Raw genomic sequence first — 15,214 nt, 5'->3', positions numbered from 1 at the left:
GCCCGCCACCGTCGTCACCCGCCGGATGGGCCGCCGATGGCTCCTGCCCACACCTCTTTGAACCGTTTTCCTGGATGTGGACACCTTTGGTCAAGCCTGCCGCAATTCCTGATGCTTTCGCGCCCGGGCGCGCGCAGCGCCTCGTGCGTGCGCTCGTGCCGGCCGCCGTGCTCGGCGCCCTCGCCGCCTTCGGTCTCGCCGCCGCGCTGCCCGCCGTCTCGCAGTTGCCGGGCGCCGTCGATTCGGGCACGGCTGCGCTGCCGCAGCGCGTGCTGTCCGACACGCCGTTTCCCACCGCGCAGCATTTCGTGACGAGCGAGCTCGCGCGCACGCTCGGCGAGCGCAACGAACTCGACGAACATAGCGACCGCAGCGCGCAACCGGGCCTGTTCGCGCCGCTCAGCGCGCACCGCAACGACATGCTCGGCTATGCGAGCCTGTTCCAGTTCGCGGCGCCCGAAACGCAGCACGGGATGCGCGCCGGCGACATCGAGCTCACGCTGTCCGATACGCTGAACCGTCTCGACGTGCCGCCCGAGGTGCGCATCCAGCTCGGCGATCTCGTCACCGGCAAGGTCGCGATGCGCGCCAGCGCGCAGCGCGGCGACTACTACCGCATCGCGTACGACACGAACAACGGCACGCCGCACCTCACCGCGCTCGAGCTGCGCGTCGCGGGCCGCACGTTCGGTGCGATCTGGTTCCGCGCACCGGGCGCCGACCACGGCGCGTACTACACGCTCGACGGCGCACCGCTCGAGGCGGCCGCGTTCATGATGCCCGTCAAATGGACGCGCATCAGCTCGTTCTTCGGCGAACGCGTGCACCCGCTGTCGCAGGCGATGGCGTTCCACACGGGCGTCGATCTCGCCGCGCCGTCCGGCACGCCTGTCAACGCGGCGGCCGATGGCGTCGTGTCGTTCGTCGGTACCGATCCGGACGGCTACGGCCGCTACGTGATCGTCGATCACGCGGACGGCTATTCGACCTACTACGCTCATTTGTCCGCGTATGCGCGCGGGCTGAAGACCGGCGAAACCGTGAAGCAAGGCCAGCGCATCGGCTCGGTCGGCATGACCGGCGCGGCCACCGGCCCGCATCTGCACTTCGAGGTGCGCGTCGCGAACGATCCGGTCGATCCGCTCGTCGCGCTCGCGAACGCGCAGACGGGGCTGTCCGACATGCAGCGCACCGCGTTCCGCCAGGAAGCGGCGCAATGGCGCTTCCGCCTCGCGTCGATCAAGACGTCGCCGTTCGCGTTCGCGCAAAACGACGGCCCGCTGTGGGGCGACTTCGCGACCGACTCGTCGACGCTGCGCGCGGTCTTCAACACGCACTACAGCGCGTCCTGACGCCGACGCAGCGAAGCACCGTCATACCCGTCGCCGCTCGCCGCAGCAGCGACACGGCCCGCCGTCACCGCACGGGTTCCGTACGTTCGGCCGCGGCCTGCGCGATGCGCGCCGCACGCGGCCGACGTGACAGCAGCCAGCGCGCCGCGCCGTCGAGCGACGTGCACAGCACCAGGTAAAGCGCCGCGACGAACAGGAAGATCGGCGCCGGATACACCATCAGCCGGTTGTTCACCTGCGTCGCGACGAACGACAGTTCCGGCACGCCGACGATATACGCGAGCGACGTGTCCTTCACGAGCGCAACCCACTGGTTGACGAACGACGGCGTCATGATCCGGATCGCCTGCGGCAGCAGCACGTAACGCACCGTCTGCCAGCGCGTGAGCCCGAGCGACAGCCCGGCCTGCCACTGCCCGTCGCCGGCCGCGACGATGCCCGCATGCACCGCATGCGCGAGATACGCGCCACCGATCAGCGCCAGCGCACACACGACCGTCGCGAGCCCCGGCACGTCCACGTGCAGCAGCATCGGCAGCAGGAAATACGTCCAGAAGATCAGCATCAGCACCGGAATCGCGCGAAAGAAGCCGATGAACGCGAGCAGCAGCACGCGCAGCGGGCCGCGCGCGAGCGCCATCGCGACGCCGAGCGCCACCCCCAGCCCCGCCGACGCGACGGCCGACGCGATCGCCAGCACGAGCGACAGCGCGGCGCCGCCGAGCGGACCGTCCGGGAACGCACCGACGAGCAGGTACGGCAGGTTGTCGAGCAGCAGTGAGACGTCCATCGTCAACGCCCCGCCGCGAGCCGGTCGCGCCATTGCGTGGCCGCGTAGGCGCCGGCCTCGATCGCGGCCACCGCGGCGACGTACAGCACGGTCGCGACACCGAACGCGGCAAAGGTCTTGAACGTCTCCGTCTCGACCTGCCGCGACGCATACGACAGCTCGGCGACACCGATCGCCATCGCGAGCGACGAGTTCTTCACGAGATTCATGTATTGGCCGAACAGCGACGGCAGCGCGATGCGCACGGCCTGCGGCAGCACCACGTAGCGCAGCGACTGCATCGGCGTGAGGCCGAGCGCCGCGGCCGCGTCGTGTTGCGCACCGCGCACGCCGCGCAGCCCGGCTTCGCATTCCTCGGCGACGAACGCGGCCGTGTAGGCGCTCAAGCCGACCCAGCCGGCGACGAACTCGAACGACGGCCACGCGAGCGTGAGCGGGCCCGCGCTCAGTTCATGACGCGCGTTCAGCCACGTGATCCACGTATCGGGCAGCAACGACGCGACGCCGAAGTACCAGAACAGCAATTGCACGAGCAGCGGCGTGTTGCGGAATGCGACGACGTAGCCGGCCGCCACCGTGCGCACTGCTGTGCCGCGTGCATGCCGCATGACGGCGAGCAGCAGCCCGCCGACGGTCGCGGCGAGCGCCGACGCGGCCGCGAGGCCGAGCGTGAGCAGGAAGCCCTGCCAGAGCCAGGACAGATATTTGGGAGCCAAGCCGAGCATGCTGGTGTGTGCGGTCGCTGAAAAATGCGAAAGAAGATGGAAGCAAGCGCAAAGCGCCGCGACCCGCGCATCCCGGCACAGCCGGCGGCGGATCGCGGCGCATGCGGCGCGGCGCGCGACTCAGGTCCGGTCGCCGATCCGGAAGATGCGCGTGAGCGGCGTCTTCGTCGCCGGCCCGAACCACGCGTCGTAGATCTGTCCCGCGCGGCCGTTCGCCTCGAGCCCCTTCAGCGTGTCGTTCACGAAGCCGAGCAGGCGCGTCTCGCCCTTCGGCACGCCGACGCCCATGTAGTCGTTCGAGATCGTGAACGCCGGAATCTCGTAGTTCTGCTTGTCGGGCACGTTCGCGAGCAGGCCGATCAGTTTCGGTCCGTCCTGCGTGATCGCCTGCACGTTGCCGGCACGCAGCGCGGCGAACGCGAACGGCGTGTCGTCGTACGCGACGATCGTCGCCTTCGGATACTTCTCGCGCAGCGTGATCTCGTTCGTCGTGCCCTTGTCCGCGCCGACGCGCAGGCCGTTCAACTGGTCGGCCGATTTCAGCACGCCCTTCTTCGCGAGAAACTGCTGGCCCGACGAGAAGTACGGGATGCTGAAGTCGACCTGCTTCGCGCGCTCGTCGGTGATCGTGAAGTTCGCAAGCACGAGGTCGACCTTGCCGGACGTCAGGAACGGAATGCGGTTCGCGGGATTGGTCGGTTGCAGTTGCAACTTTACGCCGAGCTTGTCGGCGAGCGCCTTCGCGTAATCGACGTCGAGGCCGACGATGTGATTGCTCTTGGCGTCGACATAGCCGAACGGCGGATTGCTGTCGAAGGTCGCGACGCGCAGCACGCCGGCCTTCCTGATGTCGTCGAGCCGGTCCGCGTGCGCGACCGTGCCTGCCGTGACGAGTGCGGCCCCGACGAGCCACGTGGCGAGAGTGTGGATTTTCATGAGCACGACCTGATTTGTTATGAAGGCCGCCGCGGATCGCGCGGCGGCCCGGTTCGAGGAACATCGCGACGTGGTGTGTCGTCGCGAAGCCGCTAACGTATCAGCGCGTGCGGCGATTTCGAACCAACAAATGGTGCTTTGCTCTGCGGGTTTTGTGATGACGCGCACCCGCGCTCGCGGTCATTCGCTATCGTCGTCGGTGGCGGCCACGGACGCCGCGCACAGGAACTCGCCGTCACCGCCGTCCTGCAGGTAATCGAGCGAACGGTCCATGCGCAGGAACGACAGCGTGCCGGCTGCGCCGAGCGCGAACAGCGTCTTGTGATCCGGCGCGAAGATCACCTGCGACACGCCGCCCGCGACCGGAAACTCGCCGACGGTACGACGCGTGGCGGTCTTGATCACGCGCATCGGCTTGTCGTCATAGCCGGTCACGGCGATCAGCGAGCCGTCACCGCTGCCGTCGAAGCTGTGCATCGACTCCTGGCAGACCGGATAACTGTCGCGTACGGCAAGGCTCGACGCATCCCGCCACTGAACCGACGACTTGTTGTAGACCCAGATGCCCGCGCCCTTCTCGCCAGGCTGAGCCTGGATGAAATCCGCATCGACCGGATAGGTCTCTACCTGCGCGTTCGTCGCCGTATCGAACGCGACGATCGCGCCCTTCTGCATCGCGTATGCATACAGCCGCCGGTCGTCGGGCGACAGCCACATCGACAGCGCACGGCCGAACTCGACGCCCGATGCATCGTGATCGCCGAGCCGCAGCGTCGCGATGACCTGCGGCCAGTGCGCGAGACTGACGACCGAAATCGTGTCGTCGACGCTGTTCAGCACGTACAGCCTATCGTTGGATGCGGACGCAACGATTGCGCGCGGAAAGCGTCCGAGCGTCACGCCATCGACGATCGCACCGCTGTTCAGGTCGATGCGCGCGAGGCCGTTCTCGCGCATCGACGCAACATACGCGTAGCGCTCGTCGGGGCTCACGTACACGCCGCTCGCGCCGCGGCCGCGGCACATGTTCCCCGGGCAGCCGTCGAGCCCCGTCGCGAACGGCTCGCCTGTGATCGTGCGCACGACCTCGTGCCGCTCGACGTCGACGACGACGAGCGTGTTCCGGTCGTTGTCGGTCACGTACAGGCGTTTGCCCGATGCGCCCAGCACCATCGCGTATGGCCACTTGCCGACGGGTACGACGGTGCCTGCCGCCTGCTCGGCCGACACGGGCGCCGGACGGTGTTGCTCGTCGTCGCGGATCTGCTCGGCAATCGCGGCCGCCTGCTGTTGCGCGTGGCGCTTCGCGGCGTCGCGCTCGACGTCGCGGCGGGTCGCGTCACGCCAGCCTTGCAGTTCCTCGCTGCCGGCCCGCTGCGCGGCGAACAACATCGCCGCGCTGCCGAGCACCGCGAACACGAGCGGCACGGCGACGCGCATCGAGCGGCCGGCCCCGTACATCAGCCAACCGGCGATGAAGCCGACGACCACACCGCCGAGATGCGCGGCCTGATCGATGCCGGAGATGAGGAAGCCCGAGCCCAGGTTGATCGCGATCACTTGCCCGAGCGCGCCGAGGTTGATGGCAACCGGCGCATCGCCTGCGCTGTCGCGTCGGCGTTGCAGCGCGAATGCCGCGGCCGCGCCCGCCAGTCCCATCAGTGCGCCCGACGCACCGACACTCACGACCGGCCGGATCCCGCTGGACGCCAGCGCGACGCCGAACGCAAAGGTGGTGCTGCCGACTTCGTGATAGCCATGCCAGAGCGCGCTCAGCAGCGAGCCGCCGAGCGCGGACAAAAGATACGCGACGCCGAACCGCAGCGTGCCGCCCGCGCGTTCGAGCACGGTGCCGAGCACCACCAGCATGTACATGTTCAGCGCGAGATGGACCCAGCTGCCGTGCAGGAACGCGCTGGTCAGCAGCCGCCACGGCTGCCCGGTGAGCGTGTACGGCGCGAAGTTCGCGCCCCAGTCGAGCAGCAGCGGGTTGGACAGCGAACCGTACGACGCCTGTCGCCACATCAGCACGAATATCACGGTATTGACGACGGCCAGCAGAATGGTCAACCACGGCCTGGAAGAATGTTGTTCTCTCATCGGGATCTTGGTATGGGTTATCGCGCGTGAGCCGCGCGAGCGCCATTATATTTCGCGTCCCGCAAGCAACGAGCGTGTGACGAGGCCGATCGGCGAACCGGGAATAAAAAAACGCCCGCTGCGCGCAGCGGGCGCGAATCCCAGTCAAGGAGGTGTCACACGAACTACGGGTTCAGCATAAAAGCATCGTCGGCCGCGGACAACGAAGCGATTGCGATATCGATATCGCGCGGCGCGCGATGCGCTTGCACGCGGGGATGCAAACGCGCCGCCCATGAAAAAACGGCGCGCCGCCTGCGTGGCGGAGCGCCGTTGCGTTGTTTCATGCCGCTCGAAGCGGCAGCCGGGTTGCCCCGTCGATCACGGCTCGTGACGCAGATACCCTTCCTTGCTCGGGTCGCGCATCCGCCACGACACGATCAGCGACACCGCGCACAGCGCCGTCACGTACCAGTAGAAGGTTTCCTCGCTGCCGACCGACTTGAACCACAGCGCGACGTATTCGGCCGAGCCGCCGAAGATCGCGTTCGCGACCGCATACGACAGGCCGACGCCCATCGCGCGCACTTCGGGCGGGAACATCTCGGCCTTGATGAGGCCGCTGATCGACGTGTAGAAGCTGACGATCGCCAGCGCGATCGTGATCAGCACGAACGCGGCCATCGGGCTCGTCACGGTCTTCAGCGTGTGCATCAGCGGCACCGTGCCGATCACCGCGAACGTGCCGAACAGGATCATCGACGTGCGGCGGCCGATCTTGTCGGACAGCGCGCCGAACACCGGCTGTATCAGCATGTAGACGAGGAGCGCGACGGTCATCACGTTGCTGGCCGTCTTCGCATGCATGCCGGCCGTGTTCACCAAGTACTTCTGCATGTACGTCGTGAACGTATAGAAGATCAGCGAGCCGCCGGCCGTGAAGCCGACCACCGTGAAGAATGCGCCCTTGTGCTGCCACACGCCGCGGATCGTGCCCGCGTCCTTCTTGTCGCGCGATGCGCTCGTCGACGTCTCGTCGAGCGATTTGCGCAGGTACAGCGAGATCAGCGCGGCCGCCGCGCCGCAGACGAACGGAATGCGCCAGCCCCACGCCTTCAGTTCGTCAGTCGACAGCGTCTGCTGCAGGATCACGAGCACCAGCAGCGCACACAGCTGGCCGCCGATCAGCGTCACGTACTGGAACGACGCGAAGAAGCCGCGCCGCCCCTTCAGCGCGACCTCGCTCATGTAGGTCGCGCTCGTCCCGTATTCGCCGCCCACCGACAGCCCCTGGAACAGACGCGCGACCAGCAGCAGCGCCGGCGCGAGCGCGCCGATCTGCGCATAGGTCGGCAGGACCGCGATCACGAGCGAGCCGCCGCACATCATCAGCACCGAGATCATCATCGCCGCGCGGCGGCCGTGACGGTCGGCGATGCGGCCGAACAGCCAGCCGCCGATCGGACGCATCAGGAAACCGGCCGCGAACACGCCGGCCGTGTTCAGCAACTGCGTCGTCGAGTTGCCGCTCGGGAAGAACGCCGGCGCGAAGTACAGCGCGCAGAACGAGTAAATGTAGAAGTCGAACCACTCGACGAGGTTGCCCGATGAGGCGCCGACGATGGCGAACACGCGCCGCCGGGTGTCATGCGCGGACAGCGCAGCTTGGTCGGTCTGGACGTCCATGGGTTGGTCTGTTCCTTTTAGTGCTTTCTGGGCGAGACGACCTGGGGCCGCCGCGTGCGGTCGACGTGGCACCGGTTCCGGTGCCACGGCGCTACGGGATTTTAGCGAAATGTAAAGTAACAGGCTTTCCGGGTTCGTCCGGATGTAGAAAAATTTTCTCGTTCGCCCCATTCGTCATATGAAAACGCCAGCCGTCAGGCTGGCGTCCGATGCAAGCTCTGCGGAGGCGAGCGATTCAGATACGCACCTCGGGCGGCACGTAGCGGCACTCGTAGCGCTTGCGCACGGTACCGGCCTCGTCGACGCTTTCCAGGAACACGTCGAACTGCCAGAGTCGCGCCATGTGCTTGAGCACTTCTTCGCTGTCGTTCGACAGATGGCGGTTGTCGGTCATGAAGTGGCGCAGCGTGAGGCTGCGGTCGCCGCGCGTGTTCACGGCCCAGACCTGGATGTTCGGCTCGCGATGATGGATGTCGTACTGCCGCGACAACGCCTGCCGCACGTATTGATAACCGGCCTCGTCGTGGATCGCCGACACCTCGAGCGAATCGCGCATGTCGTCGTCGAGCACCGAGAACAGCCGCATCTCGCGGATCAGGTTCGGCGACAGGTACTGCGCGATGAAGCTCTCGTCCTTGAAGTTGCGCATCGCGTAGTGCATCGCCGGCAGCCACGGGGTGCCCGCGATCTCCGGAAACCACTTGTAGTCCTCTTCCGTCGGTGCTTCGCAGATCCGCCGGATGTCGCTCATCATCGAGAAGCCGAGCGCATACGGGTTGATCCCGTTGTAGTACGGCTTCGTGACGGGCGGCTGATAGACCACGTTGCTGTGCGAATGCAGGAACTCCATCATGAAGCCGTCTTCCAGCTTGCCCTGGTTGTACAGCGTGTTCAGCAGCGTGTAGTGCCAGAACGTCGCCCAACCCTCGTTCATCACCTGCGTCTGCCGCTGCGGATAGAAGTACTGGCCGATCTTGCGCACGATGCGGATCACTTCCCGCTCCCACGGCTCGAGCAGCGGCGCGTTCTTCTCCGCGAAATACAGCAGGTTCTCCTGCGGCTCCGGCGGATAGCGTTCCTCCTGCTCTTCCATTTGCTCGGGCTTCTTGCCCGGCAGCGTGCGCCACAGCTCGTTGACCTGCGACTGCAGATACGCCTCGCGCTCGCGCCGCAGCGCGGCCTCCTTCGACAGCGACGGTTTCTGCGGCCGCTTGTAGCGGTCGACGCCGTAGTTCATCAGCGCATGGCACGAATCGAGCAGTTCCTCGACGCGATCGAGGCCGTAGCGCTCCTCGCATTCGGCGACGTAGTTCTTCGCGTACACGAGATAGTCGATGATCGCGTGCGCGTCGGTCCACAGCCGGAACAGGTAGTTGCCCTTGAAGAAGGAGTTGTGCCCGTACGCCGCGTGCGCGATGACGAGCGCCTGCATCGTCATCGTGTTCTCTTCCATCAGATACGCGATGCACGGGTTCGAGTTGATGACGATTTCGTACGCGAGGCCCATCTGGCCGCGGCGATAGCTCTTTTCGGTGGCGAGGAAGTGCTTGCCGAACGACCAGTGGCGATAGTTGACCGGCATCCCGACCGACGCGTACGCGTCCATCATCTGCTCGGCGCTGATCAGTTCGAGCTGGATCGGATAGATATCGAGCTCGTATTGCTCGGCGACCTGCGAGATGTGCGTGTCGTATTCCTCGAGCAGTTCGAACGTCCAGTCGGACGGGCACGGCAGCGGCTTGCGTTCGGCAACGTTCATACGCGCTTCCTTCTGCCCGGAGCCGGGCAAGTCGGCGGCCGGCGGCGCCGGTTCGACCCGGCCGCTTTGCTGCGATGCGGCAGGGCCGGCCGTGGCGTCGCCGGAAGGGCGCGGCGCGTAGCCGCGCGACTCGTTGTGCAGATGGCGGGTCGTCATGACATTTCCACCTGCTTTTCGAACAATTCGCGAAACACCGGGTAAATGTCGGCAGCCGATTCGGCTTTCTTCATCGCGAGGTGCGGTTGCGACAGCGCCAGCTGCGCGTACTCCAGCCACAGGTTCTGCTCTTCCGGGGCAACCTGGATATACGCAAAATAGCGCGTCTTCGTGAGGATATCCTCTTCCAGGATTTTGCGACACTTCGGCGAATCGTCGGTCCAGTTGTCGCCGTCGGACGCCTGCGCGCCGTAGATGTTCCACTCGCTCGGCGAGTAGCGCTCGTTCATCACCTTGCGCATCAGCTCGAGCGCGCTCGACACGACGGTGCCGCCGCTTTCGGTCGAATGGAAGAAGGTGTCTTCGTCGACCTCCTCGGCCCGCGTGTGGTGACGGATGAACACGACCTCGATGCGCTCGTAGTTGCGCTTCAGGAACAGGTACAACAGGATGAAGAAGCGCTTCGCGAGATCCTTGCGCTGCTCGTCCATCGAACCCGACACGTCCATCAGGCAGAACATCACGGCCTGGCTCGACGGCTGCGGCTGCTTCACGCGATTGATGTAGCGCAGATCGAACGGATCGATGAACGGGATCCGCCAGATGCGCCCCTTCAGGTGATGGATCTCGGCCTCGAGCGTCGCGATGTCCGCGCGACGGTCTTCGGGGTCGAGCTTCATCACCTCGAGCTGGGCTTCGAGCTCGCGCAATTCGTTGACGAGCGGCGAGCCGAGCGCGATGCGCCGGCCGAGCGCGCTTCTCAGCGAGCGCACGACGTCGATGTTGTTCGGCGTGCCTTCCGCCGACCAGCCCGCGCGCACGTTCTTCCAGCTCGGCACCGTCAGCAGGTGCGTCTTCACGAGGCGCGGCAGTTCGAGATCGTCGAAGAAGTACTGCATGAATTCGTCGCGCGACAGCTCGAACACGAAGTCGTCCTGCCCTTCGCCCTCGTTGCTCGCCTGACTGCCGCCGCCGCCCGAGCCGCCCTGCGGACGCGGAATCTTGTCGCCGCGGACATAGTCCTCGTTGCCCGGGTGCACGTATTCACGACGCCCGCCCGGCGCGTGCCGGAAATTCGGCTCCGCGATGTCCTTGCGCGGGATCGTGATGCTTTGCGTGCTCTGGATATCCTTGATGCTACGGTCGCGCACCGCGTCGGAGACGGCACGACGAATGTAGTTCTTGACGCGACGCAGAAAGCGTTCGCGGTTGGCGATGCTCTTGTTCTTGCCGGCCAGCCTGCGGTCGATGATTTGATGAAGCACTCCCGGTCTCCCGCTCGAAAGTCGATATGCCGGGACGCTCGCCGCACATGCCGTCTGCCGTCATGCGGGCGGCGTCTCTGAGGGCGCCCGCGCGGACGAACCGCACGGGCGCGGTACCGCGCGCGTCATGACGACTTGCGCACGCGCAGATACCAGTCGCAAAGCAGCCTCACCTGCTTCGGCGTATAGCCCTTCGCGACCATCCGATTCACAAAGTCCTCATGCTTGCGTTGCTCCTCTGCCGAGCCCTTCGCGTTGAACGAAATGACCGGCAACAGTTCCTCGGTATTCGAGAACATCTTCTTCTCGATCACGACGCGCAACTTCTCGTAGCTCGTCCACACGGGGTTCTTCCCGGCGTTCGCCGCCCGCGCGCGCAGCACGAAGTTCACGATCTCGTTGCGGTAATCCTTCGGATTGCTGATCCCGGCCGGCTTCTCGATCTTCTCCAGTTCCGCGTTCAGCGCGGCGCGGTCGAAGCTCTCGCCCGTGTCGTGATCGCGGAATTCCTGATCCTGGATCCAGAAGTCGGCATAGGTGACGTAGCGGTCGAAAATGTTCTGCCCGTACTCCGAATACGATTCGAGGTAGGCCGTCTGGATCTCCTTGCCGATGAAGTCCGCGTAGCGCGACGCGAGCACGTCCTTCACGAAGGACAGGTACTTCTGCTCGGTTTCCGGCGGGAACTGCTCGCGTTCGATCTGCTGTTCGAGCACGTACATCAGGTGCACGGGGTTCGCCGCGACCTCGCTCGAATCGAAGTTGAACACGCGCGACAGGATCTTGAATGCGAAGCGTGTCGATACGCCCGTCATCCCTTCGTCCACACCCGCATAGTCGCGATACTCCTGATACGACTTCGCCTTCGGATCGGTGTCCTTCAGGTTTTCGCCGTCATAGACCTGCATCTTCGAGAACAGGCTCGAGTTCTCCGGCTCGTGCAGGCGCGACAGCACCGAGAACTGCGACATCATCTTCAGCGTGCCCGGCGCGCACACGGCTTCGGCCAGCGACGAATTGCGGATCAGCTTCTCGTAGATCTTCGTCTCTTCCGACACGCGCAGGCAGTACGGCACCTTCACGACGAAGATCCGGTCGAGCAGTGCCTCGTTGTTGCGGTTGTTGCGGAACGCCTTCCACTCCGACTCGTTCGAGTGCGCGAGGATCACCCCGTCGAACGGAATCGCGCCGAATCCTTCGGTGCCCTTGAAGTTGCCTTCCTGCGTCGCGGTGAGCAACGGGTGCAGCACCTTGATCGGCGCCTTGAACATTTCGACGAACTCGAGCAGCCCCTGGTTCGCGAGGCACAGGCCGCCCGAATAGCTGTACGCATCGGCATCGTCCTGCGCGTACTGCTCGAGCTTGCGGATGTCGACCTTGCCGACGAGCGACGAAATATCCTGGTTGTTCTCGTCGCCCGGCTCCGTTTTTGCAATGCCGACCTGACGCAGGATCGACGGGTAACGGCGCACGACGCGGAACTGGCGGATGTCGCCGTTGTATTCGTGCAGGCGCTTGACCGCCCACGGACTCAGGATGCTCTTCAGGTAGCGGCGAGGAATGCCGTATTGCTCCTCGAGGATCGGGCCGTCTTCGTCGTAGTCGAACAGCCCGAGCGGCGATTCGTTGACGGGCGAGCCCTTCAGCGCATAGAACGGCACGCGCTCCATCAGTTGCTTCAGACGCTCGGCGATCGACGACTTGCCGCCGCCCACCGGGCCAAGCAGGTAGAGAATCTGCTTCTTCTCTTCGAGCCCTTGCGCAGCGTGGCGGAAATACGCGACCACCTGCTCGATCACTTCCTCCATTCCGTAGAACTCACGGAATGCGGGATAGACCTTGATCACCTTGTTCGCGAAGATCCGCGACAGGCGCGGTTCGTTGCGGGTGTCGACTTGTTCGGGTTCCCCGATTGCAGCCAGCATGCGTTCGCCTGCCGTGGCATACGCTGACGGATCGTTCTTGCAGAGCGCGAGGTACTCCTCCAGCGAGAGCTCTTCCTCTCGCGTTTTTTCGAAGCGGTTCGCGAAGCTGCTGTAAATATCCATGCTACCTCCCTCGCCTGAGTCTGAAGACGTGCTTGCCTTCGTATGACTGCGCAGAAGCAAGCGCGTTCGAATTCATCCTAAACCCTTTCTTATTTTTTTTCACGAACTCTTCGTATGAAGTGGGTCATTCTCCACAACACCGCTTGGACAACGCATTTTGACGCTTTACAATTGATCTCCCGTGCCGCAGAAACTGCATCCGCGGCGTCTCGTCCAGCATCGGAACGTCTCACGCGTTGGACATCTCCGTCGTCACCGCGCCCTTCACTCCCCTTCATCACTAGACGTTCGAGCGCACGTTTACGACGACACGCGCCGAGCACCGTTACAAATTTTTTTCGCATCGTCCGGAGATACCCGTAGCGCCGATGCGCGCATGCGACACGCGACGTTGTGCGAACGTTCATACGCGCTGTCACATTCGATCGGTGGCCGAAACGACGACGCCCGCAGTAGCGGGCGTCGTGTGCTGCCAAATAGGGAAAGATGCGAGGGAAAGATGCGCTAGGAATAGAGGCGCGGCGCGCCGCGAATCAGAACGTTTCCCAGTCGTCCCCGCCGGCAGTCGCGGCGGCCGGCGCAGGCGCTGCGGGCGCGCCCGCCGGCTTGCGCACCGGCGCCGCACGCTTGGGCGTTGCGTCGCGATCGTCGCGCGCCGCGGCCGGTGCGGCCGAGCTCACCGGCACGGCAGCCGGCGCGGGCACCGCGCGCGGCGCCTGACGTGCAGCGGGAGCGGCTGCCGGCTGCGCCGCATCGTCGTCGATCCGGAAGACCGCCGCCGTGTCGCGCAGGCGCGCGGCCTGTTCGTCGAGCGACTGCGCGGCGGCCGCCGCTTCCTCGACGAGCGCGGCGTTCTGCTGCGTGACTTCATCCATCTGCGCGACCGCGCGCGCGACCTGGTCGATGCCGCCGCTCTGCTCCTCCGATGCGGCCGCGATTTCGCCCATGATGTCCGTCACGCGCTGCACGGCCGCGATCACGTCGCTCATCGTGCGACCGGCCTCGTCGACCAGCGTCGAGCCCGTGCGGATGCGGTCCACCGACGCGTCGATCAGCGCCTTGATCTCCTTGGCCGCGCTCGACGAACGCTGCGCGAGGCTGCGCACCTCGCCCGCGACGACCGCGAAGCCGCGCCCTTCCTCGCCCGCACGCGCAGCTTCGACGGCCGCGTTCAGCGCCAGGATGTTGGTCTGGAACGCGATTCCCTCGATGATCGCGATGATGTCCGCGATCTTCGCGGAGCTGTCGTTGATCTCGCCCATCGTGCCGACCACCTGGCCGACCACCGTATTGCCCTTGTTTGCAATCTCCGACGCGTTCGCGGCCAGCGAGCTTGCCTGCCGCGCATTGTCCGCGTTCTGTTTCACCGTGCCGGTCAGCTGCTCCATGCTCGACGCGGTTTCCTGCAGCGCCGACGCCTGTTCTTCCGTGCGCGAGGACAGGTCGATGTTGCCGGCGGCGATCTGCCGCGCCGCGGTCGCGATCGACTCGCTGCCGCCACGCACCGTGCGCACCGTATCGACGAAGCCGCGCTGCATCCGCGCGAGGCCGTCGAGCAGCTGGCCCATTTCGTCGCGCCGATGCACGACGATCGAGCGGCGCAGGTCACCCGCGGCCATCGCGTCGAAATGCGCGAGCGCGTCCGCGAGCGGGCGGCCGATCGCACGGCTGAGCGTCAGCCACGACAGCGCCGCGGCGACCAGGCCGGCCACCAGCACGACGATCGACAGCACGCGCAGCGTGTCGTAGACCGATTCCGCGCGGTCGAAGTCCGCCTGCGCGGAGCTGAACTGGAAATTGCGCAGCGCTTCGCCCGAGATCGAAAGCTCGTTGTACAGCATCTGGAGCTGCTTGGCGCCCTCGCCGATCCGGTCGTGGTCGCCCGTCGCGATCGCGCCTCCGAACGCGTCGCAGCTGCGCTGCAACGCCAGCCGCTTCGCGGCGACATCCTGTGCGAGGCGGTCTTCCTCCGGGCCGCGCGGCAGCGCGAGGTACTTCTGCCACCACGCGTCGGACTGCGTGCGCATCGCGCGGCTGCGCTCCACCGCGGCAGCGGAGTCAGGCGAGCCGGCCAGCAGCGCGGCGCGATCGAGCGCCAGGCGCTCACGCGCCGCGTACATTTCCGCCACGGCCACGTTGACCGCGCTCGGCATCTGGTTCGTGAAGATTTCGCGTGTCGCGTCGTTCGAGCGCGTCATCCCGTACACGCCCAGCACGCCGACCAATCCCAGCAGCACCGCGAGAAACGCCATCGTCAGACCGATGCGCGCACGTATCGTCAGGTTTCCGATCACCATCATTCTTCCTGTGTTGCGTCGTCATGAACGGGCCGCGCCCGTTTTTCGAAACAGTGTTTCGCCCCGATGCATTTACGACCGTTCGCCGCACGACTTGATGGTATTGACGTCAATTTTCTCC

Annotated in this window: 11 protein-coding genes; 1 reads left to right on the top strand and 10 read right to left on the bottom strand. The window is 65.5% G+C overall.

Annotation, left to right across the window (positions count from 1 at the left end):
- Nucleotides 1-86: 86 nt before the first annotated feature.
- Complete coding sequence (locus BAMB_RS07685) at nt 87-1,352, top strand: M23 family metallopeptidase (RefSeq protein ID WP_166488182.1); 1,266 nt, start codon at nt 87-89, stop codon at nt 1,350-1,352.
- Nucleotides 1,353-1,416: 64 nt separating this feature from the next.
- On the opposite strand, the gene BAMB_RS07680 is transcribed toward BAMB_RS07685, so the two are convergent.
- The 10 genes from BAMB_RS07680 to BAMB_RS07640 form a co-directional block, all read right to left on the bottom strand.
- The gene (locus BAMB_RS07680; RefSeq protein ID WP_011656806.1) at nt 1,417-2,142 is read right to left on the bottom strand and encodes an amino acid ABC transporter permease; all 726 of its coding nucleotides are present in this window, start codon (nt 2,140-2,142) and stop codon (nt 1,417-1,419) included.
- A gap of 2 nt (nt 2,143-2,144) precedes the next feature.
- A complete protein-coding gene (locus BAMB_RS07675; protein ID WP_011656805.1) occupies nt 2,145-2,867 on the bottom strand; it encodes an amino acid ABC transporter permease in 723 nt (240 codons plus the stop codon).
- Between the two features lie 120 nt (nt 2,868-2,987).
- Entirely contained in the window at nt 2,988-3,803 is an 816-nt protein-coding gene (locus BAMB_RS07670; protein WP_011656804.1) for an ABC transporter substrate-binding protein, read from the bottom strand.
- Nucleotides 3,804-3,983: 180 nt separating this feature from the next.
- A complete protein-coding gene (locus BAMB_RS07665) occupies nt 3,984-5,873 on the bottom strand; it encodes a rhomboid family intramembrane serine protease (RefSeq protein ID WP_227739445.1) in 1,890 nt (629 codons plus the stop codon).
- A 194-nt stretch (nt 5,874-6,067) separates the two neighbouring features.
- The gene (locus BAMB_RS35220; RefSeq protein ID WP_158380518.1) at nt 6,068-6,229 is read right to left on the bottom strand and encodes a hypothetical protein; all 162 of its coding nucleotides are present in this window, start codon (nt 6,227-6,229) and stop codon (nt 6,068-6,070) included.
- A gap of 34 nt (nt 6,230-6,263) precedes the next feature.
- Nucleotides 6,264-7,568 (bottom strand): MFS family transporter, encoded by a 1,305-nt coding sequence (locus BAMB_RS07660; RefSeq protein ID WP_011656802.1) that lies wholly within the window; start codon nt 7,566-7,568, stop codon nt 6,264-6,266.
- A 235-nt stretch (nt 7,569-7,803) separates the two neighbouring features.
- Nucleotides 7,804-9,483 (bottom strand): SpoVR family protein, encoded by a 1,680-nt coding sequence (locus BAMB_RS07655; RefSeq protein WP_006759305.1) that lies wholly within the window; start codon nt 9,481-9,483, stop codon nt 7,804-7,806.
- On the bottom strand, nt 9,480-10,748 hold the full coding sequence (locus BAMB_RS07650) for a YeaH/YhbH family protein (RefSeq protein ID WP_011656801.1): 1,269 nt from the start codon (nt 10,746-10,748) through the stop codon (nt 9,480-9,482). Before BAMB_RS07650 ends, BAMB_RS07655 begins: the two co-directional genes overlap by 4 nt.
- A 125-nt stretch (nt 10,749-10,873) precedes the next feature.
- Nucleotides 10,874-12,796: a PrkA family serine protein kinase gene (locus BAMB_RS07645; protein WP_006754311.1), complete on the bottom strand. Its 1,923-nt coding sequence runs from the start codon at nt 12,794-12,796 to the stop codon at nt 10,874-10,876.
- Nucleotides 12,797-13,329: 533 nt separating this feature from the next.
- Nucleotides 13,330-15,093, bottom strand: a complete 1,764-nt coding sequence (locus BAMB_RS07640) for a methyl-accepting chemotaxis protein (protein ID WP_011656799.1) — start codon at nt 15,091-15,093, stop codon at nt 13,330-13,332.
- Nucleotides 15,094-15,214: the final 121 nt, after the last annotated feature.

Source organism: Burkholderia ambifaria AMMD, assembly GCF_000203915.1.
Taxonomy (GTDB): Bacteria; Pseudomonadota; Gammaproteobacteria; order Burkholderiales; family Burkholderiaceae; genus Burkholderia; species Burkholderia ambifaria.
This window is presented reverse-complemented; position numbering and strand designations above follow the sequence as displayed.

Bases quoted from the DNA above. Each gene is read 5' to 3' on its own strand.
- BAMB_RS07680 (WP_011656806.1), bottom strand. From the start codon at position 2,142: ATGGACGTCTCACTGCTGCTCGACAACCTGCCGTACCTGCTCGTCGGT.
- BAMB_RS07675 (WP_011656805.1), bottom strand. From the start codon at position 2,867: ATGCTCGGCTTGGCTCCCAAATATCTGTCCTGGCTCTGGCAGGGCTTC.
- BAMB_RS07670 (WP_011656804.1), bottom strand. From the start codon at position 3,803: ATGAAAATCCACACTCTCGCCACGTGGCTCGTCGGGGCCGCACTCGTC.
- BAMB_RS35220 (WP_158380518.1), bottom strand. From the start codon at position 6,229: ATGAAACAACGCAACGGCGCTCCGCCACGCAGGCGGCGCGCCGTTTTT.
- BAMB_RS07660 (WP_011656802.1), bottom strand. From the start codon at position 7,568: ATGGACGTCCAGACCGACCAAGCTGCGCTGTCCGCGCATGACACCCGG.
- BAMB_RS07655 (WP_006759305.1), bottom strand. From the start codon at position 9,483: ATGACGACCCGCCATCTGCACAACGAGTCGCGCGGCTACGCGCCGCGC.
- BAMB_RS07645 (WP_006754311.1), bottom strand. From the start codon at position 12,796: ATGGATATTTACAGCAGCTTCGCGAACCGCTTCGAAAAAACGCGAGAG.
- BAMB_RS07640 (WP_011656799.1), bottom strand. From the start codon at position 15,093: ATGGTGATCGGAAACCTGACGATACGTGCGCGCATCGGTCTGACGATG.